Origin of the sequence: Streptomyces subrutilus, assembly GCF_001746425.1 — a bacterium.
Lineage (GTDB): Bacteria > Actinomycetota > Actinomycetes > Streptomycetales > Streptomycetaceae > Streptomyces > Streptomyces subrutilus_A.
The window spans coordinates 1,338,822-1,360,370 of the sequence record NZ_MEHK01000001.1; the positions used below are offsets into that span (position 1 = coordinate 1,338,822).

A 21,549-nucleotide genomic window follows, 5' to 3' on the forward strand; every position below is an offset into this window, starting at 1 on the left:
GGGAAGCCGGACGGTGCGGGGGGTCACGTGGCTCGGCTCACTTCTGCTTCGGCTTCCAGCTCTCGACGTTCCACCAGGGGCCGGAGCCCAGGCCGTGGTCGTGGGGTTCGACCTGGGTGGCGGGCCCGTCCCACTGGTCGGTCACGACGTACAGGTGGTCGATGTGGGTGAGGAAGACGTAGCCCGGGTCCTTCACCAGCTCGCGCTGCACGGTGTCGTACGCGGCCTTGCGCGCGGCCGGGTCGCCGCTGCGGCGCCCGTCGACGAGTGCGGCGTCCACGGCCGGGTTGTCGTACCGGGCCATGTTGTTGAAGCCGTCGCCGCCGAGCGAGGAGGTGAGCAGCTGGTACTGGTCGAAGTCGGGGTCGGCCGGGGATCCGCCGCCCGCGAGGACGGCCTCGGTCTTCATCCGCGGCTCGATGACCTCCCAGGTCCCGGCTTCGGTCTTGACCTCGATGCCGGCCTTCCTGGCGTCGGAGGCGAAGGCCAGCGCGTGGTCCTGGCGGATCTTGTCGCCGGAGGTGTACCAGAGCGGGAAGGAGGCGCGGACCCCGTCCTTGGCGCGGATGCCGTCCTCGCCGGCCTTCCAGCCGGCGTCGTCGAGGATCTTCTTCGCCTGGTCGAGGTCGTGGGCGCGCTCCGTGCCGGCCGTGAACCACGGGCTGTCGGTGGGGACCGGCCCGTAGGCGGCCTTGCCCGCGCCGTCGAGCAGCCCCTCGACCATGGCCTTGCGGTCCACGGCGATGTCCAGCGCCCGGCGGACCGCGGGGTCGCCGGTGACCCGGTGGTGGGTCGGCAGGGTCACGTTGCGGTAGTCGAACGTCTTGGCCGCGTATGTCCTGTGCCCCTTGTCCCCCTCGAAGCCCTTGGCGAGGTTCGGCGGCAGGACCGCCCCGTCCAGCTCGCCGGAGCGCAGCCGGGTGGCGCGGACGTCGTCGTCCTTGATGACGGCCATGGTGAACCTCTTCACCGCGGGCTCGCCGCCCCAGTAGCCGGGGTTCGCCTTGAAGCTGAGCTTCTCGCCCTTGGACCAGGCGGTGAGCACGTACGGCCCGGTGCCGACGGGGCGGGTGGTGAAGTCGCCGCCGTTGACGTCCTGGCCGCCGGCGATGTGCTCGGGGGCGATCGGCAGCACGGTCCGCTCGGCGAAGGGCGCGTAGGGGTACTTCAGGGTGAAGACCACCGTGTCCTCGCCGCGCGCCTCGACGCCCGCGATGGCGTCCAGCTCGGTCTTCGAGGCGTTGTTCGTCTTCGCGTCGAGGATCGTGCGGTAGGTGAAGACGACGTCCTTGGCGGAGAAGGGCGCCCCGTCGCTGAACTTCACGCCCTGGCGCAGCTGGTAGGTGTAGGTGAGCCCGTCGGCGGAGACCTCGGGCAGGGCCACGGCGAGCGCGGGCTTCAGCTTCATGTCCGCGTCGTGCGTGAGCAGACCGTCGAAGATCTTGGAGTTGCCGTCCTTGCCGTAGCCGAGCAGCGGGCTGAGGCTTTCCGGCTCGGTCGCGATGCCGACGACGGCGGAGTCCGCGCCTCCCGGTCCGGCCGCCGCACCCCCTCCGGGGTTCGAACAGGCCGCCAGGCCCGTGATGAGTGCGGCGGCCAGCGTCGCCGTGGCCATTCCCCGTACGGTCCGGGCCGTCATGCTGTGCACATCCCTGTTCGCGGTCATCTCTTATTGCAAAGAGCTCGCAATAATGCCAGACAAGAGCAGAAGAAGACGAACCGGGTCACACGGGCGGCCGTCGCCGCACGGGTCTTGCCCCGGCCACGTCCCGCGTGCCATACATGTCTAGACCTTTACGCGGAAGCGGAGGAAGGCATCCCGTGCGACGCACCGCCCCCCTGCTCGCGCTCTGCGCGGCCCTCGCCGGCCTGTCCGCGGCCGCGGCCGGCTGCGGCGCGCCCGACACCGATCCGCCGCCCGCTCCCGCCGGGCTCACCGCGCAGGCCTCCAGCTCCACCACCGTGCACGTGATGTGGGACGCGGCCGCCGAGCGCGACGGGGTCCGCTCCTACCAGGTCTTCGAGGCCGGCCGCATGGTCCGCGAGCTCCCGGCCGGGAAGACGATGGCGGACATCACCGGCCTCGCCCCGCAGACCGGGTACGCCTTCACGGTCCGCGCCCGGGACGCGGCCGGGAACCTCTCCGGGGCGGGCCCGGAAGTCCGGGCGACCACCCCGGCGGCCAAGGCCGAGGACCTGCGGGCGCCCACCGCCCCGGCGACCGCCACCGCCCGGGCCACCGGACCCCGCGCCGCCTGGGTGGCCTGGTCCGCCGCGACGGACGACACGGGCGTGACGGCGTACGACGTCTACCAGGGCGGGGTCCGGATCCACAGCACGGGCCCCGGCGAGAGCGGCACCGCGCTGAGCGGCCTCCAGCCCGACACCGTCTACACCTTCACCGTGCGGGCCCGCGACGGGGCGGACAACTCCTCCCCCGACTCCCCCGCGGTGGACGTGACCACCCCGCCCGCCTCCGGCGGCGGACCGGGCACCGCGCCCGGCGGGTTCACCGCGACCGCCTCGCCCGGCACGGTCACCCTCGGCTGGAGCGCGCCGGACACCGGCCGCGAGACGAGCGAGTACGAGCTGTACGTCAACGGACGTCCCACCACCGTCATCCAGTTCGGCACAGGTGCGGTGCCCAGCGGACGGGCGGAACACCGGATCACGGTGACCGAGCCGGCCGGGACGGTATGGGCCGTGAAGCTGCGCGCCCGGCTGCCCGACGGGAAATGGGGCGCGTTCTCGGCGGAGCGGACCGTCACCCTCGTGACGTGAGACAGGGCGTGGGACCGGACAGCGATCCGGACTGAACGGCACTGCCGGGAAAGAAGATCACGCACAATACATCCGTGTTCGGTGAGTACTCGGTCAACAACAGTCAGGCAGGATCCACGGGCGGCGGCGCTGAGCCAGACTCGGGCACCGTGCCGGGAAACCTGCCGCCGGAATCGGCGAGCTTCGTCGGCCGGGAGAGCGAACTCGGCCTTCTCGACCGCCTGTTGAGTGAACGTAGGTTGATCACCCTCACCGGGGTGGGCGGTGTCGGGAAGTCCCGGCTCGCCCTGCGTGCCGCCGCCGCGGCCGGCCGGGGACTGCGCGACGGCGTGTGGTGGGTGGAGCTGTCGCCGCTGCGCGACCCCGCGCTCCTCACCGCTGCCGTCGCCCACGCCGTCGGACTCGCCGACCGCTCCCCCCGCCCCCTCGACGAGGAGCTGTGCGCGTGGATGGCCGACAAGGAGCTCCTCCTCGTCCTCGACACCTGTGAGCACCTGGTGGCCCGCTGCCGCCACCTGCTGGGCGAACTCCTGCAGTCCGCACCGGGCCTGACGGTCCTGATCACCTCGCGGGAGCCGCTGGGATCCCCCGGCGAGGAGGTCGTCGAGGTGCGGCCGCTGCCCTGCGAGGGACCCGGCAGCGACGCCCTCGCCCTGTTCCGCGCCCGCGCCCTCACCGCGACCCCGCGGGCCGCGGCGGCCTTCGAGGACCCCCGCCGGACCGCGATCGCCGCCGAGCTGTGCCGCCGCCTCGACGGGATCCCGCTCGCCCTGGAACTGGCCGGCGCCCGGATGCGGCGGTGGACGCTGGAGCAGATGGCCGAGCGGATCGGCCGGCGCTTCGACGTGCTCACCGACGGCCGGTCCGCGCTGGCTCCCCGGCACCGGACGATGCGGACCGCGATCGGCTGGAGCCACGAGCTGTGCGAGCCGCTGGAACGGCTGCTGTGGGCCCGGCTCTCGGTCTTCACCGGGGACTTCGACGCCGCCGCCGCCCGCGCCGTGTGCGCGGGCGGCCCGCTGTCCGCCTCCCGGGTGGAGCGGGCCCTGGCGGGCCTGGTCGCCAAGTCGGTGGTGCGGTGCACCGAGGAGCGGGGCGCCGGGACGCGGTACCGGATGCTGGACACGATCCGCGAGTACGGGCACGACTGGCTGGGCGAGCTCGGGGAGTCGGAGGTCGTCGCCGACCGGCACGCCCACTGGTACGCGGCGCTCTCCCAGGCCGCCGACCGGGGCTGGCTGGGCCCCGACCAGGTGGACTGGTACCGCAGGATGACCGCCGAGCACGCACAGCTGCGCACGGCCCTGGAGCACCTGCTCGGCTCCGACCCGGTGGCGGCGCTGGAGATGGCCGGGGCGCTGTGGTTCCACTGGTTCGCGTGCGGGCACGTGCACGAGGGCCGGGCCTTCCTGGAACGGGCCCTGGGCACCACGCTGCCCGCGGGAGCCGCCTACAACCAGGCCCTGTGGGCCCTCGGGCTCACCGCCCTGCTCCAGGGCGACCTGGTCACCGCCCGGCGGATCGGCGCGGAGTGCGCGAAGGGCGCGGCCCATCTCGCCGACCCCGAACGGGAGTTGCGCGCGGCCTATCTGCACGCCGTGTCGCTGCTGATGCCCGGCGACCCCGTACGGGCCCTCACGCTGGCCGGTCCGCGGGCGCGGGCGGGCCACGGCGGGCGGACCAGCGGCGCCGGCTGGCTGCTGTGCAAGCTGGCCACCGGCTACGCGCTCTGCGACCTCCGGCGCTTCGACGAGGCCGCCCAGGAGGCGCTGTCGCTGCGGGAGGCCTGCGTGGAGCTGGGCGAGCGCTGGCTGCGGGCCTACGCCGACTACATCCTGGCGGTGGCCGCGCTGGGCCTCGGCGACCACGGGGAGTCGGCCCGGCACGTGCGGGCCATGCTGTCGGGCAAACGGCTGCTCGGCGACCGGTTCGGGATCGCGCTGGGGCTGGACGTGCTGGCCGCGGCGGTGGCGGGGCTCGGCGACGGCGAGCTGGCGGCGCGACTGCTGGGCACCGGACACGCCTGGTGGCGCACGGTCGGCAGGCCGCAGATGGGCGGCTCGCCCTCGCTGACGGCCCTGCGGGACCAGGGCGAGCGCCAGGCCAGGGCGGCGATCGGCGACGCCGCCTACGAGACGGCGTTCCGGTGCGGCGCGGCTGCGCCCACCGGCTGATCGCAGGCCGGTGGGCGGCCGGGGCTGTGAACCGGCGCGGTCGGGGCTCCCGTCAGTACGGGAGGGGTCTGCCCGACGGTGTGCGCAGGTCCAGGTCTCGGGGGGCGGGCTTGGGGACGGGCTTGCGGATCAGCTGCTGGCGCATGCTGCCTCCTGGCTCAGACCAGGGCCGGGCGGCGGGGTTCCACCGTTCGGCCGTCGGGGAGCAGTTCACCGGTGTCGTCGAAGACCATGACGCCGTTGCAGAGCAGGCTCCAGCCCTGTTCCGGGTGGAAGGCCACGGTGCGGGCGGCGTCACGGTCGGCGCTGTCGGCGGGCGGGCAGGGGGGCTGGTGGGAGCACATGGCGCACCTCCTCGCGAAGTGGGGCGGGAGGGCCGGTGGTCACCCGGTCGAATCCGCGATCCACGGTGGCGGTGAGTATTGCCGATCGCCACCCCTGGACGGAACCCATATTCGCCGTCCAGTTCAGGGTGTGTATGCCCGATTACCATGCGCTCATGCCCGGTATCCGGATCATTCACCGCACCCCGCTCGAGCCGGCCGGGGCATGGTCCCGGCTGACGGACTGGGAACGCCACGGGGAACGCGTCCCCCTCACCCGGACGATCATCGAGACGGCGCCGCCGACGCGGGTCGGGACGGTCTTCACGGCACGCACGGGCGTGGGCCGGATCACATTCGACGACCCGATGGAGGTCGTCGTCTGGCGGCCTCCCGCGGCGGGGAGGGGCGGGTTCGTCCGACTGGTGAAGCGCGGGCGGACGGTGACGGGCTGGGCGGAGATCGAGATCCGCCCCCTCGCGGCCGGGGGCAGCGAGATCCACTGGCGCGAGGACCTGCGCCTGCGGGGCCTGCCCCGCGTGCTGGATCCCGCGGTCGCGCTGGCCGGCCGGCTGCTCTTCTCCCGTGCCCTGCGCGGGCTGTTGCGCCGTTAGGGTTCCTCCGTCACCGACCGGTGACGAACGCGAGAACCGAGGGGGATCTCCGTGGCCACCCCGCCACCGCCGTACCCGCACCAGCCGGCCGGCCCGTACCCGGGGCACGCCCCGCAGGCTCCGTACGTCCCACAGGCCCCGTACGCCCCGGCCTCCGCGCAGGCCCCGTACGCCCTCACGCCGGAGCAGGGCGCGTACGGCTGCCGCGTCTGCGGGTCGCTGCCCGTCGCGGACACCACGGTGTACGGACACCAGGGCCTGGTCGTGCTCATGCGGTTCCGCAGCCGCAAGGGGCCGTTCTGCCGCGACTGCGGGGTCGCCACCGTCCGCGAGATGTCGGCGCGGCCCCTGTGGCAGGGCTGGTGGAGCCCCCTGTCGGTGGTCATCGCGCCGATCACCCTGCTGGTGAACCTCGGCCCGTGGGGGAAGCTGTGCCGGCTCGGACCGCCGACGGGCGGGGTGATGGCCCCGCTGGACCCCGGCAGGTCGCTGTGGCTGCGGCCCCCGGCGCTGGCCTTCCTCGTACCCCTGGTCCTCGCGGTCCTCGCGATCCCCACCCTCATCCTCGTCTCCACGCTGAACGGGGACGACGAGGAGGCGGTCCTGCAGGTGGGCCAGTGCGTGCGCAACGAGGGCGACTGGAAGAACCAGGCCCTGGTGGTCACGGACTGCAAGGCGGGCTTCGCCCAGTACGAGGTCACCGGACACCTGGACCACACGGGCGCGCGCTGCGCGGACGGCGAGTACATCACCCACCTGAGGGAGCGCCCGGACGGCCCGGCCTCCTCCTGCCTGCGGCCGCTGCCGCTGCGCCCCTAGTGCTGTGCACCCCGGTCCGGTGGTGCCCGACACCGTGCTGCGCCGCCTAGCGGATGGGCATGTCCGAGATGGTGCGGGCGATCACCAGCCGCTGGATCTCGCTGGTCCCCTCGAAGATCGTGTAGATGGCGCTGTCGCGGTGCATGCGCTCCACCGGGTACTCCCGGGTGAACCCGTTTCCGCCGAGGATCTGGACCGCCTGGGCGGTCACCTTCTTGGCGACCTCGCTCGCGAAGAGCTTCGACATGGAGCCCTCCGCCGAGGTGAACGGCCGGCCCGCCACCGCCATCCAGGACGCCCGCCACACCAGCAGCCGCGCCGCGTCGATCTGCGTGCGCATGTCGGCGAGCTGGAAGGCCACGCCCTGGTTGTCGATGATCGGGCGGCCGAACTGGGTGCGCGTCTTCGCGTACTCCAGGGCCACCTCGTACGCGGCGCGCGCCGTCCCCACGGCCATGGCGCCGACCGCCGGCCGGGAGGCCTCGAAGGTGGCCATGGCCGCGTTCTTCACGCGCTCGCCCCCGCCGCTGCGGGCCCGCTCGCGGGCCCGTGCGAGCCGCTCGTCGAGCTTCTCCTTGCCGCCGAGCAGGCAGGAGCCGGGGATCCGCACGTCCTCCAGCACCACCTCGGCGGTGTGCGAGGCGCGGATGCCGTGCTTCTTGAACTTCTGGCCCTGGGACAGGCCCGGGGTGTTCGGCGGCACGATGAAGGAGGCGTGGCCCTTCGTGCCGAGCTCCGGGTCGACCACGGCGACGACGATGTGGACGTTGGCGATGCCGCCGTTGGTCGCCCAGGTCTTGGTGCCGTTCAGCACCCACTCGTCCTTGGCCTGGTCGTAGACGGCCCGGGTCCGCATGGAGCCGACGTCGGAGCCCGCGTCCGGCTCGGAGGAGCAGAAGGCGGCGACCTTCACGTCGTCGGGGGTGCCGTACATCTGCGGGATCCAGGTGCCGATCTGCTCCTCGGTGCCGTTGGCGACGACGCCGATCGCCGCGAGCCCGGTGCCGACGATGGACAGGGCGATGCCCGCGTCGCCCCAGAAGAGCTCTTCCATGGCCATCGGGATGCCGAGGCCCGTAGGGTCGAAGAACTGCTGGGCGTAGAAGTCCAGCGAGTAGATGCCGACCTTGGCGGCTTCCTGGATGACGGGCCAGGGAGTCTCTTCGCGCTCGTCCCACTCCGCGGCGGCGGGGCGGATCACGTCGGCGGCGAAGCCGTGGATCCAGTCCCGCACCTGCTTCTGGTCGTCGTTGAGCTCCATGGTGAACTCCGCCATGTCCCCTCCACCTGTCTGTGCTCGTCGCTGGTGTGTTACTAGCGGTAACCCACACGTGGACACAGTCTGTTACCGGTCAGTAAGCAGTGTCAAGCCGGGACGGTGCGCGAAGGCCCCGGCTCCCGCCGATTCGATCGCGAGGGTGTGCGGGGTGTTACGTTGCGTGGGCGTCACGCACATCGCAAGGGCGGGGAGAGAAAGACATCATGGAGACCACGCAGCAGCCAGGCGAGCCGGGAGCGGGCGAGCGCCGTCGCCGGGAGCTGCTCGAAGCCGCCGACCGGGTGGTGCTCAGGGACGGCCCCAAGGCCTCCATGAACGCCATAGCGGCCGAGGCGGGCATCACCAAGCCAATCCTCTACCGGCACTTCGGCGACAAGGCCGGTCTCTACCAGGCCCTCGCCGTACGGCACACCGACGCGCTGCTCGACTCGCTGCGGGCCGCGCTCGACGCCCCGGCCGAGCGCCGGCGCCGGGTGGAGTCCACCCTCGACACCTACCTGGCCGCCATCGAGGCCCGCCCGCAGGTCTACCGCTTCCTGATGCACCCGGCCGAGGACTCCCAGAGCACCGAGCGGGGCTTCGACGTGGGCCTGCACTCGGCACCGCTGCTGCGCCGCCTCGGCGAGGAGCTGGCGAAGGTGATCGGCGAGCGGGTCGACCTCGGCCCGGGCGGCGAACGCCTCGCCCGGGTCTGGGGCCACGGCATCGTCGGCATGATGCACGCGGCGGGCGACTGGTGGCTCGGCGAACGCCCCTGCGACCGGGCCGACCTGGTCACGGGCCTCACGGACCTGCTCTGGGGCCGCCTGGCCACGGCCGGCAACCGAGAAGACGGCCCGGGCTTCTGACCACGCGCGGCCGCACGCCGCCGCGGCGGAGCCGAACCCGGCCCCGCCGGCGTTCGCGGCGCGGGGTCCGGAACGGAGCCCCGAATCCCGGCGCACCCGGGCTCAGCCGCGCAGCGCCCCGGCCCCCCAGGAGGTCTTCCGGATCGCCCGCCGCAGGCGACGGGCCCGCAGCCCCGTCACGCGGTCCGCGTACACCGTCCCGCCCAGGTGATCGCACTCGTGCTGGAGGCAGCGGGCGAAGAACCCGGTCCCCTCGATCCGCAGGGCCGCCCCGTCCGAGGTGACACCTTCGACCACGGCCCGGTCGAAGCGGGCCGTGCCCGCCTCCAGCCCCGGCAGGGACAGACAGCCCTCGGGCCCGAGGAACTCGACCCCGTCGGCCTCGACCAGCCGCGGGTTGACGATGTGTCCGACGTGGCGGACGTCCTCGTCGTCGGGGCAGTCGTAGACGAAGACCCGCTGCCCGACCCCGATCTGGTTCGCGGCGAGGCCGACGCCCTGCGCCGCGTACATCGTCGCGAACATGTCCTCGATGAGCCGGTCGAGTTCGGGGCCGAACTCGGTGACCTCCGCGCAAGCGGAATGGAGCACCGGATCGCCCAGCAGGCTCATGGTGCGGACGATGCCGGTGGTACCGGGGATGGGGCGCTGTCGCATGGCCGTAAGGGTACGACGGGCGAATATATGAGGAGATCTGCCGTGGTGTGGGGGCGCCGCGGTCAAGGCCCCGGCCGCTACTGGATAGGCTGGGGCCGACCGACGCAAGGAGGACAAGGGACGATGGCAGGCAACACGGAGCCGCTTTCGCCGCGGGCCAAGCTGGCCGTGACGGCGGGCAAGGCCGCGGCGGCGGTGTCGCGGGCCGCGGGACGCGGAAGCGGATCGGTGATCGGCGGCAAGGTCGCACTCAGGCTCGACCCCGATCTCCTCGGCGCGCTGGCGCAGCATCTCGACGTCGTCCTCGTCTCCGCGACGAACGGCAAGACCACGACGACCCGGCTGATCGCGGAGGCCCTGCGGGCCAGCGGTCCGGTCGTCTCCAACGCGCTCGGCGCGAACATGCCGGCCGGCATCACCTCCGCCCTGGCCGGCGGCTCGGACGCCAAGTACGGCGTCATCGAGGTCGACGAGAAGTACCTGGCCGGTGTGGCCCGCGACGTCACCCCCAAGGTGATCGCCCTGCTGAACCTCTCGCGCGACCAGCTGGACCGGGCCGCCGAGACCCGCATGCTCGCCGAGAAGTGGCGCGAGGGGCTCCAGGGCTCCAAGGCCGTGATCGTCGCGAACTGCGACGACCCGCTGATCGTCTGGTCGGCCTCCTCCTCGCAGAACGTGGTGTGGGTCGCGGCCGGCCAGGAGTGGAAGGACGACGCCTGGTCGTGCCCCTCCTGCGGCGGTGTCATGCAGCGCCCGGGCGACGACTGGTTCTGCGGCGAGTGCGGCTTCCGCCGCCCCACGCCGAGCTGGGTGCTCTCCGGCGACCACGTCCTGGACCCGCACGGTTCGGCCTGGCCCATCCACCTCCAGCTGCCGGGCCGCGCCAACAAGGCCAACGCCGCCAGCTCGGCCGCCGTCGCCGCCGTCTTCGGCGTCCCGCCGCAGGTCGCGCTGGAGCGGATGTACCAGGTGCAGGCCGTCGCCGGCCGCTACGACGTGGTGAACTTCCAGGGCCGCGAGCTGCGGCTGCTGCTCGCGAAGAACCCGGCGGGCTGGCTCGAAACGTTTTCGCTGATCGATCCGCCGCCGACCCCGGTGATCCTCTCGGTGAACGCCCGCGGCGCCGACGGCACCGACACCTCCTGGCTGTGGGACGTGGACTACCCGCGCCTGGCCGGCCACCCGATCTTCGTGATCGGCGACCGCAAGCTGGACCTCGCGGTCCGCCTCGAGGTCGCGGGCCTGGACTTCCGGGTGTGCGAGACCCTCGACGAGGCCGTGCAGCTGGCGCCGCCCGGACAGATCGAGCTGATCGCCAACTACACCGCCTTCCAGGACGTGCGCCGCCGCGTCGGCAACTAGCCCCCTCAGAACCGCAGAGGACAAGAGCATGAGCGACAACAGCCTGCGTCTGGTGTGGGTCTACCCCGACCTGCTCAGCACGTACGGAGACCAGGGCAACGCCCTCGTGGTGGAGCGCCGGGCGCGCCAGCGCGGCCTGGACGTGCAGCGCGTGGACGTGCGCAGCGACCAGCCGATCCCCACCTCGGGCGACATCTACCTGATCGGCGGCGGCGAGGACCGGCCGCAGCGCCTGGCCGCCGAGCGCCTGCTGCGCGACGGCGGGCTGGAGCGCGCCGTCTCGAACGGGGCGATCGTCTTCTCCGTCTGCGCCGGGTACCAGATCCTCGGCAAGGAGTTCGTCAACGACCAGGGGCAGCGCCAGGAGGGCCTCGGCCTGCTGGACGTGGTCACCCTCCGCGGTGAGGGCGAGCGGTGCGTCGGAGACGTCCTCGCCGACATCGACCCGCGCCTCGGCCTGCCGCAGCTGACGGGCTTCGAGAACCACCAGGGCGTCACGCACCTCGGACCGACGGCACGGCCGTTCGCCCGCGTGAGCATGGGCCGCGGCAACGGCACCGGCGACGGCACCGAAGGCGCGTACAACGACACGGTGTTCGGCACCTACATGCACGGGCCCGTGCTGGCCCGCAACCCGCAGATCGCGGACCTGCTGCTGAAGCTGGCCCTCGACGTGAACGCGCTGCCGGCCATGGACGACCGGTGGTACGAGGCGCTGCGCGCGGAGCGCATCGCGGCGGCGACGCAGCCCGCGTAGCGCCCTGCGGGCCGCTCATCGGGGCGGCCCCGCCATCATGTGTTCGGCCCGGTTTTCCCTAGGGGGAACCGGGCCGACGTCGTTTCGTACGACGTGTGCGACCAGCATGTGGAGGATGGTTCAGTCCACCGCTCCACCGCTTGTAGGGTGGCCGTAGTTCCAACCGGACGACGTGGTCCGGTCGTCGGCCCACGTTGCAAAGGTCTCTTCCTGCCATGCGCATTGGTGTGCTCACTTCCGGTGGCGACTGCCCCGGCCTGAATGCAGTCATCCGCTCCGTCGTGCACCGCGCCGTCGTCGACCACGGCGACGAGGTGATCGGCTTCCTCGACGGCTGGAAGGGCCTGCTGGAGGCGGACTACCGCAAGCTCGACCTCGACGCGGTGGCCGGCATCCTCGCCCGCGGCGGCACCATCCTCGGCTCCTCCCGGGTGCAGCCCGCGCACCTGCGCGACGGTGTGGAGCGCGCCCGCGGCCACGTCGCCGACCTCGGCCTCGACGCGATCATCCCGATCGGCGGCGAGGGCACCCTGAAGGCCGCGAACCTGCTCTCGCAGGCGGGGCTGCCGATCGTCGGCGTCCCCAAGACCATCGACAACGACATCGCGTCCACCGACGTCACCTTCGGCTTCGACACCGCCGTCGGGGTCGCCACCGAGGCGCTGGACCGGCTGAAGACCACCGCCGAGTCCCACCAGCGCGTGATGGTCGTGGAGGTCATGGGCCGCCACACCGGCTGGATCGCCCTGCACTCGGGGATGGCGGCCGGCGCGCACGCGATCGTCGTACCGGAGCGCCCCTTCGACATCGAGGAGCTGACGGCGATCGTCGGCGAGCGGTTCTCGGCGGGCAAGCGGTTCGCGATCGTGGTGGTCGCCGAGGGCGCCAAGCCGCGGCCCGGCTCGATGGACCTCGAGGAGGGGGGCGTCGACATGTACGGGCACGAGCGGTTCGCCGGCATCGGCAACCGGCTCGCGGTGGAGCTGGAGCACCGCCTGGGCAAGGAGGCCCGCCCGGTGATCCTAGGCCACGTGCAGCGCGGCGGCACGCCCACCGCGTACGACCGGGTCCTGGCGACCCGCTTCGGCTGGCACGCCGTGGAGGCCGCCCACCGCGGCGAGTTCGGCATGCTGACGGCGCTGCGCGGCACGGACATCGCGATGGTCCCGCTCGCCGAGGCGACCTCGACCCTCAAGACGGTCCCGGCCGAGCGCTACGACGAGGCACAGACGGTTCTGTGACCGTATGCCCGTTACGGCCGCCCCCGCGCGCAGGAGCGTGCGGGGGCGGCATTACTGTGGTGGGGCGCCACAGTCAAGGGAGTGAACAGATGGACCACAACGGGCACGGCATGGGCATGACCATGGACCTGCCGCCCTTCACTCTCGGGCGCGGGCTGGAGTTCTCCTTCGACCCCTTCTTCCTCTTCGCGTGCCTGCTGGGGCTCGCGCTGTACGGCTGGGGCGTGCTGCGGCTGCGCCGTCGCGGGGACTCCTGGTCGCCGGGCCGGACCATCGCCTTCACGCTGGGCGTGCTGAGCGTGGTGCTGGTGATGTGCACCAAGCTCAACGACTACGGCATGGTCATGTTCAGCGTGCACATGGTCCAGCACATGGTGATCAGCATGATCACCCCGATCCTGCTGCTGCTGGGCGCTCCGGTGACGCTGGCGCTGCGCGCGCTGCCGCCCGCCGCGCGCGGCAGCAAGGGTCCGCGCGAGCTGCTGCTGATCCTGCTGCACAGCCGCTACATGCGGATCATCACCCACCCGGCGTTCACGATCCCCATGTTCATCGCCAGCCTCTACGGCCTGTACTTCACCCCGCTCTTCGACTTCCTGATGGAGTCGAGGCCGGGGCACATCGCGATGATGGTGCACTTCCTCGCGGTCGGCCTGATCTTCTTCTGGCCGATCATGGGCATCGACCCGGGGCCGCACCGCCCCGGCTACGTGATGCGGATGCTGGAGCTCTTCGCCGGCATGCCCTTCCACGCCTTCTTCGGCATCGCCCTGATGATGGCCAGCGAGCCGATGATCAAGACGTACGCGGACCCGCCCGCCTCGCTGCGCGTCGACGCGCTGCTCGACCAGCAGTGGGGCGGCGGCATCGCGTGGGCCTTCAGCGAGATCCCCTCGGTGCTGGTGCTGATCGCGCTGGTCTACCAGTGGTACCACTCCGAGCAGCGGGCGGCGAAGCGCTCCGACCGGGCCGCGGACCGGGACGGCGACCAGGAGCTGGAGGCGTACAACTCGTATCTGGCCTCGCTCCAGGCGCGTGGCCAGTAGCGGAGTACGGCCTTCGCGCGGCACCATGGAGCATGACCGGATCCGTTAAGGCGATGGCAGTCATGACCTTCGCCGCTCTGGTGGCCGTCGCCACGTATTCCGTGGCTCTCGGCAGCAACGGCTGGCTGTGGTTCGGCTGGGTGGTGCTGGGGCTGTTGACAGCGGGGATGGCCGCTTCACGCGGCGGGTGAGCCCCTGCGGCCGCCGCCGCTGAACCGTCGGGCCGGACTGTGCGTGCCAGGTCGTGACGGTGCGTGTGAGCGCACCTAGACTGGTTGCTTCGCCATGTCCGGCGGCGGCCGGCACCGCGCCGCCCAGGGAGGGGAGCGGCCTGGTGTTCTACCACTTGCTCAAGCACGTGTTGCTCGGTCCGCTGCTGCGGCTGCTGTTCAGGCCGCGGATCGAGGGTCTGGAGAACATCCCGGCGGAGGGGGCCGCGATCGTCGCGGGCAACCACCTGTCGTTCTCCGACCACTTCCTGATGCCCGCGATCCTCAAACGGCGGATCACCTTCCTCGCGAAGGCCGAGTACTTCACCGGTCCCGGGGTCAAGGGGCGGCTCACCGCCGCGTTCTTCCGCAGCGCCGGGCAGATCCCCGTGGACCGCTCCGGCAAGAACGCCGGCCAGGCGGCGCTGCGCGAGGGCCTGGGGGTGCTGGCCAAGGACGAGCTGCTGGGCATCTACCCGGAGGGCACCCGCTCGCACGACGGGCGCCTGTACAAGGGCAAGGTCGGCGTGGCCGCGATGGCGCTGGGAGCAGGGGTGCCGGTCGTGCCGTGCGCGATGGTCGGCACCTTCGAGATCCAGCCGCCCGGGAAGAAGATCCCGAAGATCCGGCGGGTGACGATCCGCTTCGGCGAGCCGATGGACTTCTCCCGGTACGCCGGGCTGGAGGGCGAGCGGACCGTCCTGCGCGCCGTGACCGACGAGATCATGTACGCCATCCTCGAACTGTCCGGCCAGGAGTACGTCGACCGGTACGCGGCCGACGTCAAGGCCGAGGAAGAGGAGGAACGGAAGAAGGCCCGGCGCCGGTCGCGCTGAGCCTCCTCCCCTTCGGACGTCCCGGTCCTAGCGGACGGCCGGGAGTTCCTCGCGCGCCGGCCACGCGGCGCCCGGGCCGTGGTCGAGCGACAGCGCGGCGACCGGGGCCGGGGCGACCGGAGCGGCGTGCGGAGCGCACTTCACGTCCTTGGCGTCGACCTCGCCGGTCAGCAGGTACGCGTCGACCCGGGTGTTGACGCAGGGGTTCACCAGGCTGGTGACCCCGTGCGAGCCGGCGTTCTGCTCGGTGATCAGACGGGAGCCGGCGAGGCGGCGGTGCAGCTCGACCGCGCCCGCGTACGGCGTGGCCGCGTCCCGCTCGGACTGGACGATCAGCACCGGCGCCAGACCGCGCTTGGCACCGACCTCGATCGGGGTGCTCTGCTTGGACCTCCAGGTCGCGCAGGGCAGGTTCATCCAGGCGTTCGACCAGGTCAGGAACGGGTACTTCTGGTGCAGCCTCGTGTTGTCCCGGTCCCACCTGGCCCAGCTGGTGGGCCACTTGGCGTCGGCGCACTCGACCGCGGTGTAGACGGCGTTGCCGTTCTCGGACGCCGCGTTGCCCCGGGTGTCCGACATGTCCGGGGCGATGGCGTCGACCAGCGCCTGCTCGTCACCGGCGGCCCAGGCGGCGAAGGTCTGGGCGACGGGCACCCACGAGGAGTCGTAGTACGGAGCGCCCTGGAAGAAGCCGATGAGCTCGGCCGGGCCGACGACCCCGCCGAGCGGATTGGCCTTGGCCTCGGCGCGCAGCTCCTGGTACTTCGCCTCGACCTTGGCGCGGGTGTCGCCGAGGTGGAAGACCGCGTCGTTCTTGGCGACCCAGTCCTGCCAGTCGTTCCAGCGCGTCTGGAAGGCCACGTCCTGGCCGAGGTTGGCCTCGTACCAGATGTTGTCCGGGTCCGGGTTGACCACGCTGTCGACGATCATGCGGCGCACGTGGGTCGGGAAGAGGGTCGCGTAGACCCCGCCGATGTAGGTGCCGTAGGAGACGCCGAGGAAGTTCAGCTTCTGCTCGCCGAGGGCGGCGCGGATCACGTCGAGGTCGCGCGCGGTGTTCGGCGTGGTCATGTGCGGCAGCATCTCGCCGCTGCGCTCCTTGCAGCCGTCCGCGTACGCGGCGGCGAGCGCCCGCTGGGCGAGCTTGTCCGCCTCGTTGGACGGGACCGGGTCGGCCTTGGGCGCCTTGACGAACTCCTGCGGGTCGATGCAGGAGATGGGCGCGGAGTGGCCGACGCCGCGGGGGTCGAAGCCCACGAAGTCGTAGGCCTTGGAGGCGTTGACCCACAGCGGGCTCTTGGTGGTGACCCGGCGCGGGAAGCGCATGCCGGAGCCGCCGGGGCCGCCCGGGTTGTAGATGAGCGCGCCCTGGCGCTCCTCCTTGGTGCCCGTGTTGCCGATCCGGTCGACGGCGATGTCGATGGTCTTTCCGAACGGCTTGGTGTAGTCGAGCGGGACCTTCACCCAGCCGCACTGGATGGGCTTCTCGAAGCCCCAGTCGGCGGGGCAGTCCTTCCAGTCGATCCCGGTGCGGGCGGCGCGGGCGGCGGCGATCCGGACGCCCACCGCTTCCGCGGCCCCGTTGTCGCGGCCGGCCGAGGCGGCCGTGGCCGACGGCGCGAGCATCAGGCCCGCCGCCAGTGTGCCGGTGATCAGTGTGGCAGCGCTCCCCAGCGCCGCGTTGCGTATCACGTGGTCGTTCCCCCTGCGTCAGTTCGGTCGTCGACGTGCAGGCCGACGTGCAGGGGGATCCTCGCGCTTCTCCACGGCCCCGCGACAGAGCGGGGCCGACTTCTTTGCCAACCCGATAACCGGAGAGGCGAGTACCGCTGAACGGTGCGGCGTCCCGTCCCAACTAGGCCCGGGCCGACGGGACGTAAGTCCGGGCGGCCTCGTCGAGCAGTTCGCGCAGCCGCAGGGCGTCCGGGGCCAGGGCTGTCACGAGGACGGCCGGCCCGGCCAGCGGAGTGACCGCGGCGAACTCGCCCAGCACCCCCGCCGAGGGCGGCGCCTGGGCGAAGGCCGGGTCCACGACGAGGAGTTGGCCGAGCGCCCGGTGGCCCGCCAGGCCTGCGGGGCCGTCCCAGCCGCCGGGCGCTCCGGGCCCGCAGGTCAGTTCCTGGTCCAGCAGCGGGCGGCCCCCGCGGGTGGCGGTGAGCCGGCTGCGCAGCAGGCCCGGGGCCTCGCCGCAGCGGCCCAGCACCTGCTCCTCGCGCAGCAGCAGCCGGGCCGTGGGGGCGAGGTGCACCCGGGTGCGCACCCGCAGGTCGCTGCCGCGTACGGAGACCAGCGGCTCGGGCAGCCAGCGCACCGCCGCGCCGTCCTCCAGGGTCAGCAGCACGTCGTACCGGGCGGGCTCGCCGCCCCGGCCGGGCAGGGCCAGGGTGGCCGCCGCCGAGGCGAGGGCGAGCCGCGCCCCGGGGCCGGCGGTGGCCTCCACGGTGAGGTGGTCGCCGCCGAGCGGGGCGCTCATGGCGCCGACCAGCATCACCCCGGCCTCGGCGGCGGTTCCCCGGGTGCGGCGCAGCGCGAGCGGTCCTTCCCCGGCCAGCAGCGGCAGGGCGGTGCCGCCCCGGCCGTCGGCGACGGCGTGGACGCGGGCGCTGGCGCGTACGCCCGCGGGGGTGAGGGGGGTCGCGCTGGTCACCGTACGGCCCAGGCGGCGATCCGCTCGCGCACCCAGGCGGCCACCGGAGCCACGCCCTCCGGGCCGCGCAGCGACTGGAAGGCGACGGGCAGTCCACCGCGCTGTTCGGCCGCGTCGCGGGCCATCCGTCCGAGGTCGGAGCCGACGTACGGGGCGAGGTCGGTCTTGTTGACGACGAGGAGGTCGGCGGTGGTGACGCCGGGGCCGCCCTTGCGCGGTATGTCGTCCCCGCCGGCCACGTCGATGACGAAGATCTGCGCGTCGACGAGCCCGCGCGAGAAGGTGGCGGTGAGGTTGTCCCCGCCGGACTCGACGAGGATCAGGTCGAGCCGGCCGGAGTCCCGGAAGGCCTCCTCGAGCTCCTCGACGGCCTCCAGGTTGGCGGAGATGTCGTCGCGGATGGCGGTGTGCGGGCAGGCCCCGGTCTCCACCGCGGTGATCCGCTCGGGCGGCAGGACGGCCTCGCGGAGCAGGAACTCGGCGTCCTCGCGCGTGTAGATGTCGTTCGTGACGACGGCCATGGACAGTTCGGCGCGCAGGGCGCGGCACAGCGCGGCGACGGTGGCGGTCTTGCCGGAGCCGACGGGTCCGCCGAGTCCGATGCGCAGGGCGCGCCGGGTGCCGTCGGCGCGGAGCGGCGCGGCGCTGTGCGTGTGGCGAGGGGGGTAGGTCACCGCGTGGTCGAGGTGCATGGGTGGTTCTCCTTCGGGGGTGGTCAGGAAGCGAAGAGCCGGACCGGCCAGTCGGCATGGACCTCCGCCGCGATCTCCAGCAAGGGCGAGGAGGCCGCGGGCAGGGCGTCGGCGCCCTCCGCGCGGGCCCGGTACGCGGCCTCGGCCGCCCGGGCCGCGACGGCGTCGAGGGCGGGGGCCAGGCGGGCCAGGACCCCGCTCGCCTCGAAGGGGTCCAGGCCCAGCAGCCGCACGGTCGCGGTCGCGGGCCCGCCGACGCTCTCGTACGCGGCCACGTGCGCGGCATCGAGCGGCCCGAGCCCCGCCGCCCGGGCGGTGACGCCCAGCACGACGGGCTGGTGGGCTCCGTGCGGGAACGCGGCGGCCAGCGCGTCCAGTTCGGCGGCGGGCCAGGTGGCCCGGGCGGCCCGCAGGAGCTGGCGGCCCAGGCGCCGGGCGGCGGTGCGCAGCGCGGGCGAGGGCGTGCGGGCGTCAGCGGCTGCGTCGAGCTCCGCCGGGTCGAGGCCGAGTGCGGCCGCCGCAGCGAGGGCGGCGGCGGTGAGCCCGGCGGTGTGCAGCCGCCCCCGGCAGAAGTCCTCCAGGGTGGCGGCGTCGTGGATCCGACCCGCCTTGCAGGCGGCCTCGGCCCCGCCGGAGTGGGCGTGCCCGCCGGCGGGGAAGCGGCCGTCGGCGAGGACGAGCAGTGCGGCGAGGCTCATCGGGCGGCGCCCATCAGAAGAGGAAGTATCTCTGCGCCATGGGCAGTTCCGCGGCGGGCGCCGGTTCCACGGCCTCCCCGTCGATGGTGACGGTGAAGGTGTCCGCGTCGACCTCGACCCTGGGCATGGCGTCGTTGTTGCGCATGTCCGCCTTGCCGACCTTGCGGGTGCTCTCGATGGCCACGAAGGTCTTGCCGAGGCCGAGCCGGTCGGGCAGTCCGTCGTCGAGGGCGGCCTGGGCGGTGAAGTTGAGCGAGTTCAGGCCGGGCGCCCGCCCGTGGCCGCCGAACATCGGCCGGGGCAGCACGGGCTGCGGGGTGGGGATGGAGGCGTTGGCGTCGCCCATCTGCGCGTAGGCGATCTGGCCGCCCTTGATGACCAGTTCGGGCTTGACGCCGAAGAAGGCGGGGTGCCACAGGACGAGGTCGGCGAGTTTGCCGGTCTCGACGGAGCCGATCTCGCGAGCCAGTCCCTGGGCGACGGCGGGGTTGATCGTGTACTTGGCGACGTAGCGGCGGGCGCGCTGGTTGTCGGCGGGGCCGTCGCCGGGGAGGAAGCCGCGGCGCTTCTTCATCACGTGGGCGGTCTGCCAGGTGCGCAGGACGACCTCGCCGACCCGGCCCATGGCCTGGGAGTCGGAGGAGATGATGGAGATGGCCCCGAGGTCGTGCAGGACGTCCTCGGCGGCGATGGTGGAGGGCCGGATCCGGGATTCGGCGAAGGCGAGGTCCTCGGGGACGGCCGGGTTGAGGTGGTGGCAGACCATCAGCATGTCGAGGTGCTCCTCGACGGTGTTGACGGTGTGCGGCCGGGTCGGATTGGTGGAACTGGGCAGGATGTTGGGCTCGGACACCACGGTGATGATGTCGGGGGCGTGCCCGCCGCCCGCGCCTTCGGTGTGGTACGAGTGGATGGTCCGTCCGGCGATGGCCGCGAGGGTGTCGGCGACGAAGCCGGCCTCGTTCAGCGTGTCGGTGTGGATGGCGACCTGGGCCCCGGTCTCCTCGCAGACGCCGAGGCAGGCGTCGATCACGGCGGGGGTGGACCCCCAGTCCTCGTGGATCTTGAAGCCGAGCGCCCCGCCGCGCAGTTGGGAGTGCATGGCCTCGGTGGACATGGTGTTGCCCTTGCCCAGCAGGCCGATGTTGACGGGGTGGGCCTCCAGGGCCGCGAACATCCGGGCCAGGTGCCAGGGCCCGGGGGTGACGGTGGTGGCCTTGGTGCCCTCGGCCGGGCCGGTGCCGCCGCCGACGAGGGTGGTGATGCCGGAGGCGAGGGCCGCCTCGATCACGGTCGGGGAGATGAAGTGCACGTGGGCGTCGATGGCACCGGCGGTGACGATCTTCCCGTTGCCGGAGACGATCTCGGTCTCGGGGCCGATGACGAGCGCGGGGTCGACCCCGTCCATGGTGTCGGGGTTGCCGGCCTTGCCGATGCCGCAGATACGGCCGTCGCGGATGCCGAGGTCGGCCTTGACGATGCCCCAGTGGTCGAGGATCACGACGCCGGTGATGACGGTGTCGGGCGCCCCTTCGGCCCGGGTGGTGCGGGCCTGTCCCATGGACTCGCGGATCACCTTGCCGCCGCCGAAGACGGCCTCGTCGCCGGCCCGGCCGGGGCCGCCGCTGAGGTCCTCCTCGATCTCGACGAAGAGGTCGGTGTCGGCCAGCCGGATCCGGTCACCGGCCGTTGGCCCGAAAAGGTCGGCGTACCCCGGGCGGGAGATCTCAGCCATCGAGCGGCCCCCCGGTCTCCCCGCGCAGTCCGGGCACGGTGCGCAGTCCGCCCAGCGGGACGAGTTCCACCGCGACCGGGATGCCCGGCTCGAACCGTACGGCGGTGCCGGCGGCGATGTTGAGCCGGAGCCCGCGGGCGGCGGAACGGTCGAAGTCGAGGCCCGGGTTGGCCTCGGCGAAGTGGTAGTGGGAGCCGACCTGGACGGGCCGGTCGGCGGCGTTGAGCACGGTGAGGCGGGTGACGGGGCGGCCCTCGTTGAGGCGCACCGGTCCGTCCCCGTAGGCGATCTCGCCGGGGATCATGGCGGTACTCCCCCTCAGACGATCGGGTCGTGGACGGTGACGAGCTTGGTCCCGTCCGGGAAGGTGGCCTCGACCTGTACGTCGTGGATCATCTCGGGGATCCCCTCCATGACCTCCGCGCGGCCGAGCACGGTACGGCCGGAGGACATCAGCTCGGCCACGGTCCGCCCGTCGCGGGCCCCTTCGAGGATGTGCGACGTGATCAGCGCGATCGCCTCGGGGTGGTTGAGGAGCACCCCGCGGGCCCGGCGCCGCGCGGCCACGTCCGCGGCCACGTGGATGAGCAGTCTCTCCTGCTCGTGCGGAGTCAGTTGCACGGGTCATCACCAAGTTTCCGGGACGGGGCCGACATCGCGCCGGGGCGACCCTATCGGCCGTCAACGCGCAGTTGACCTGCGGATATCCGAGCCAGGCCAAGTCTTGCCCGACGCAGAGAAAGACATTTCGTCCCGACCACCGCCGCTTTACCGGATGATGGGTGTTCTTTGGCAGAGGAACGTGGAGCCACGCTAGGCGCCGCTCTTTTC

Annotated in this window: 22 protein-coding genes; 11 read left to right on the forward strand and 11 right to left on the reverse strand. The window is 72.7% G+C overall.

Annotated features, from left to right (window positions below; genetic code table 11):
* Nucleotides 1–37: 37 nt before the first annotated feature.
* The gene (locus BGK67_RS06970; protein WP_069919086.1) at nucleotides 38–1,639 is read right to left on the reverse strand and encodes an ABC transporter substrate-binding protein; all 1,602 of its coding nucleotides are present in this window, start codon (nucleotides 1,637–1,639) and stop codon (nucleotides 38–40) included.
* Between the two features lie 182 nt (nucleotides 1,640–1,821).
* Between BGK67_RS06970 and BGK67_RS06975 the strand changes: the two genes are divergently transcribed.
* Entirely contained in the window at nucleotides 1,822–2,781 is a 960-nt protein-coding gene (locus tag BGK67_RS06975; protein ID WP_244291163.1) for a fibronectin type III domain-containing protein, read from the forward strand.
* A gap of 74 nt (nucleotides 2,782–2,855) precedes the next feature.
* A complete protein-coding gene (locus BGK67_RS06980) occupies nucleotides 2,856–4,955 on the forward strand; it encodes an ATP-binding protein (RefSeq protein ID WP_244291164.1) in 2,100 nt (699 codons plus the stop codon).
* A gap of 158 nt (nucleotides 4,956–5,113) precedes the next feature.
* Here the strand turns inward: BGK67_RS06980 and BGK67_RS06985 are convergent, their stop codons facing one another.
* Nucleotides 5,114–5,299, reverse strand: coding sequence for a DUF5999 family protein (locus tag BGK67_RS06985; RefSeq protein WP_069919087.1), 186 nt, complete (start codon nucleotides 5,297–5,299; stop codon nucleotides 5,114–5,116).
* A 155-nt stretch (nucleotides 5,300–5,454) separates the two neighbouring features.
* Here BGK67_RS06985 and BGK67_RS06990 point away from each other — a divergent pair, with 155 nt between their 5' ends.
* Both BGK67_RS06990 and BGK67_RS06995 read left to right on the forward strand, forming a co-directional pair.
* Complete coding sequence (locus BGK67_RS06990) at nucleotides 5,455–5,892, forward strand: SRPBCC family protein (RefSeq protein ID WP_069923687.1); 438 nt, start codon at nucleotides 5,455–5,457, stop codon at nucleotides 5,890–5,892.
* A gap of 51 nt (nucleotides 5,893–5,943) precedes the next feature.
* Entirely contained in the window at nucleotides 5,944–6,711 is a 768-nt protein-coding gene (locus tag BGK67_RS06995) for an LppU/SCO3897 family protein (RefSeq protein WP_167739551.1), read from the forward strand.
* Nucleotides 6,712–6,757: 46 nt separating this feature from the next.
* Here BGK67_RS06995 and BGK67_RS07000 read toward each other — a convergent pair whose 3' ends face one another.
* Nucleotides 6,758–7,987, reverse strand: coding sequence for an acyl-CoA dehydrogenase family protein (locus BGK67_RS07000; RefSeq protein ID WP_069919088.1), 1,230 nt, complete (start codon nucleotides 7,985–7,987; stop codon nucleotides 6,758–6,760).
* Between the two features lie 206 nt (nucleotides 7,988–8,193).
* Between BGK67_RS07000 and BGK67_RS07005 the strand changes: the two genes are divergently transcribed.
* On the forward strand, nucleotides 8,194–8,838 hold the full coding sequence (locus BGK67_RS07005) for a TetR/AcrR family transcriptional regulator (protein ID WP_069919089.1): 645 nt from the start codon (nucleotides 8,194–8,196) through the stop codon (nucleotides 8,836–8,838).
* Between the two features lie 102 nt (nucleotides 8,839–8,940).
* Here the strand turns inward: BGK67_RS07005 and def are convergent, their stop codons facing one another.
* Nucleotides 8,941–9,495, reverse strand: coding sequence for a peptide deformylase (gene def, locus BGK67_RS07010; RefSeq protein ID WP_069919090.1), 555 nt, complete (start codon nucleotides 9,493–9,495; stop codon nucleotides 8,941–8,943).
* 123 nt (nucleotides 9,496–9,618) lie between these two features.
* Here def and BGK67_RS07015 point away from each other — a divergent pair, with 123 nt between their 5' ends.
* From BGK67_RS07015 to BGK67_RS07035, 6 genes are all read left to right on the forward strand, one after another.
* Nucleotides 9,619–10,857 carry a MurT ligase domain-containing protein gene (locus BGK67_RS07015; RefSeq protein ID WP_069919091.1) on the forward strand — a complete coding sequence of 413 codons (1,239 nt, stop codon included), beginning with the start codon at nucleotides 9,619–9,621 and terminating at the stop codon, nucleotides 10,855–10,857.
* A gap of 28 nt (nucleotides 10,858–10,885) precedes the next feature.
* Nucleotides 10,886–11,614, forward strand: coding sequence for a type 1 glutamine amidotransferase (locus BGK67_RS07020; RefSeq protein ID WP_069919092.1), 729 nt, complete (start codon nucleotides 10,886–10,888; stop codon nucleotides 11,612–11,614).
* 215 nt (nucleotides 11,615–11,829) lie between these two features.
* Nucleotides 11,830–12,855, forward strand: coding sequence for a 6-phosphofructokinase (locus BGK67_RS07025; protein ID WP_069919093.1), 1,026 nt, complete (start codon nucleotides 11,830–11,832; stop codon nucleotides 12,853–12,855).
* 89 nt (nucleotides 12,856–12,944) lie between these two features.
* Complete coding sequence (locus BGK67_RS07030) at nucleotides 12,945–13,901, forward strand: cytochrome c oxidase assembly protein (protein WP_069919094.1); 957 nt, start codon at nucleotides 12,945–12,947, stop codon at nucleotides 13,899–13,901.
* A gap of 32 nt (nucleotides 13,902–13,933) precedes the next feature.
* Entirely contained in the window at nucleotides 13,934–14,092 is a 159-nt protein-coding gene (locus tag BGK67_RS38745) for a hypothetical protein (RefSeq protein WP_167739552.1), read from the forward strand.
* Nucleotides 14,093–14,235: 143 nt separating this feature from the next.
* Complete coding sequence (locus BGK67_RS07035; RefSeq protein ID WP_069919095.1) at nucleotides 14,236–14,946, forward strand: lysophospholipid acyltransferase family protein; 711 nt, start codon at nucleotides 14,236–14,238, stop codon at nucleotides 14,944–14,946.
* A gap of 27 nt (nucleotides 14,947–14,973) precedes the next feature.
* On the opposite strand, the gene BGK67_RS07040 is transcribed toward BGK67_RS07035, so the two are convergent.
* From BGK67_RS07040 to BGK67_RS07070, 7 genes are all read right to left on the reverse strand, one after another.
* Complete coding sequence (locus BGK67_RS07040) at nucleotides 14,974–16,572, reverse strand: alpha/beta hydrolase (RefSeq protein WP_069923689.1); 1,599 nt, start codon at nucleotides 16,570–16,572, stop codon at nucleotides 14,974–14,976.
* 229 nt (nucleotides 16,573–16,801) lie between these two features.
* Nucleotides 16,802–17,593 (reverse strand): urease accessory protein UreD, encoded by a 792-nt coding sequence (locus BGK67_RS07045; RefSeq protein ID WP_069919096.1) that lies wholly within the window; start codon nucleotides 17,591–17,593, stop codon nucleotides 16,802–16,804.
* A complete protein-coding gene (ureG, locus tag BGK67_RS07050; RefSeq protein ID WP_069919097.1) occupies nucleotides 17,590–18,285 on the reverse strand; it encodes an urease accessory protein UreG in 696 nt (231 codons plus the stop codon). Before ureG ends, BGK67_RS07045 begins: the two co-directional genes overlap by 4 nt.
* A gap of 23 nt (nucleotides 18,286–18,308) precedes the next feature.
* Nucleotides 18,309–18,983, reverse strand: a complete 675-nt coding sequence (locus BGK67_RS07055) for an urease accessory protein UreF (RefSeq protein WP_069919098.1) — start codon at nucleotides 18,981–18,983, stop codon at nucleotides 18,309–18,311.
* 13 nt (nucleotides 18,984–18,996) lie between these two features.
* Nucleotides 18,997–20,718, reverse strand: a complete 1,722-nt coding sequence (locus tag BGK67_RS07060; protein ID WP_069919099.1) for an urease subunit alpha — start codon at nucleotides 20,716–20,718, stop codon at nucleotides 18,997–18,999.
* The gene (locus BGK67_RS07065) at nucleotides 20,711–21,022 is read right to left on the reverse strand and encodes an urease subunit beta (protein ID WP_069919100.1); all 312 of its coding nucleotides are present in this window, start codon (nucleotides 21,020–21,022) and stop codon (nucleotides 20,711–20,713) included. The genes BGK67_RS07060 and BGK67_RS07065 overlap by 8 nt, the downstream gene beginning before the upstream one ends.
* 14 nt (nucleotides 21,023–21,036) lie before the next feature.
* Nucleotides 21,037–21,339: an urease subunit gamma gene (locus BGK67_RS07070; RefSeq protein WP_069919101.1), complete on the reverse strand. Its 303-nt coding sequence runs from the start codon at nucleotides 21,337–21,339 to the stop codon at nucleotides 21,037–21,039.
* Nucleotides 21,340–21,549: the final 210 nt, after the last annotated feature.

What these genes read in the sequence shown, in the direction of transcription:
- BGK67_RS07020 (WP_069919092.1), top strand. Translation starts at nt 10,886, where the DNA reads ATGAGCGACAACAGCCTGCGTCTGGTGTGGGTCTACCCCGACCTGCTC.
- BGK67_RS07065 (WP_069919100.1), bottom strand. Translation starts at nt 21,022, where the DNA reads ATGATCCCCGGCGAGATCGCCTACGGGGACGGACCGGTGCGCCTCAAC.
- BGK67_RS06990 (WP_069923687.1), top strand. Translation starts at nt 5,455, where the DNA reads ATGCCCGGTATCCGGATCATTCACCGCACCCCGCTCGAGCCGGCCGGG.
- BGK67_RS06970 (WP_069919086.1), bottom strand. Translation starts at nt 1,639, where the DNA reads ATGACGGCCCGGACCGTACGGGGAATGGCCACGGCGACGCTGGCCGCC.
- BGK67_RS07030 (WP_069919094.1), top strand. Translation starts at nt 12,945, where the DNA reads ATGGACCACAACGGGCACGGCATGGGCATGACCATGGACCTGCCGCCC.
- BGK67_RS07040 (WP_069923689.1), bottom strand. Translation starts at nt 16,572, where the DNA reads ATGCTCGCGCCGTCGGCCACGGCCGCCTCGGCCGGCCGCGACAACGGG.
- BGK67_RS07055 (WP_069919098.1), bottom strand. Translation starts at nt 18,983, where the DNA reads ATGAGCCTCGCCGCACTGCTCGTCCTCGCCGACGGCCGCTTCCCCGCC.
- BGK67_RS07015 (WP_069919091.1), top strand. Translation starts at nt 9,619, where the DNA reads ATGGCAGGCAACACGGAGCCGCTTTCGCCGCGGGCCAAGCTGGCCGTG.
- BGK67_RS07005 (WP_069919089.1), top strand. Translation starts at nt 8,194, where the DNA reads ATGGAGACCACGCAGCAGCCAGGCGAGCCGGGAGCGGGCGAGCGCCGT.
- BGK67_RS07060 (WP_069919099.1), bottom strand. Translation starts at nt 20,718, where the DNA reads ATGGCTGAGATCTCCCGCCCGGGGTACGCCGACCTTTTCGGGCCAACG.
- def (WP_069919090.1), bottom strand. Translation starts at nt 9,495, where the DNA reads ATGCGACAGCGCCCCATCCCCGGTACCACCGGCATCGTCCGCACCATG.
- ureG (WP_069919097.1), bottom strand. Translation starts at nt 18,285, where the DNA reads ATGCACCTCGACCACGCGGTGACCTACCCCCCTCGCCACACGCACAGC.
- BGK67_RS06985 (WP_069919087.1), bottom strand. Translation starts at nt 5,299, where the DNA reads ATGTGCTCCCACCAGCCCCCCTGCCCGCCCGCCGACAGCGCCGACCGT.
- BGK67_RS07025 (WP_069919093.1), top strand. Translation starts at nt 11,830, where the DNA reads ATGCGCATTGGTGTGCTCACTTCCGGTGGCGACTGCCCCGGCCTGAAT.
- BGK67_RS07000 (WP_069919088.1), bottom strand. Translation starts at nt 7,987, where the DNA reads ATGGCGGAGTTCACCATGGAGCTCAACGACGACCAGAAGCAGGTGCGG.
- BGK67_RS38745 (WP_167739552.1), top strand. Translation starts at nt 13,934, where the DNA reads ATGACCGGATCCGTTAAGGCGATGGCAGTCATGACCTTCGCCGCTCTG.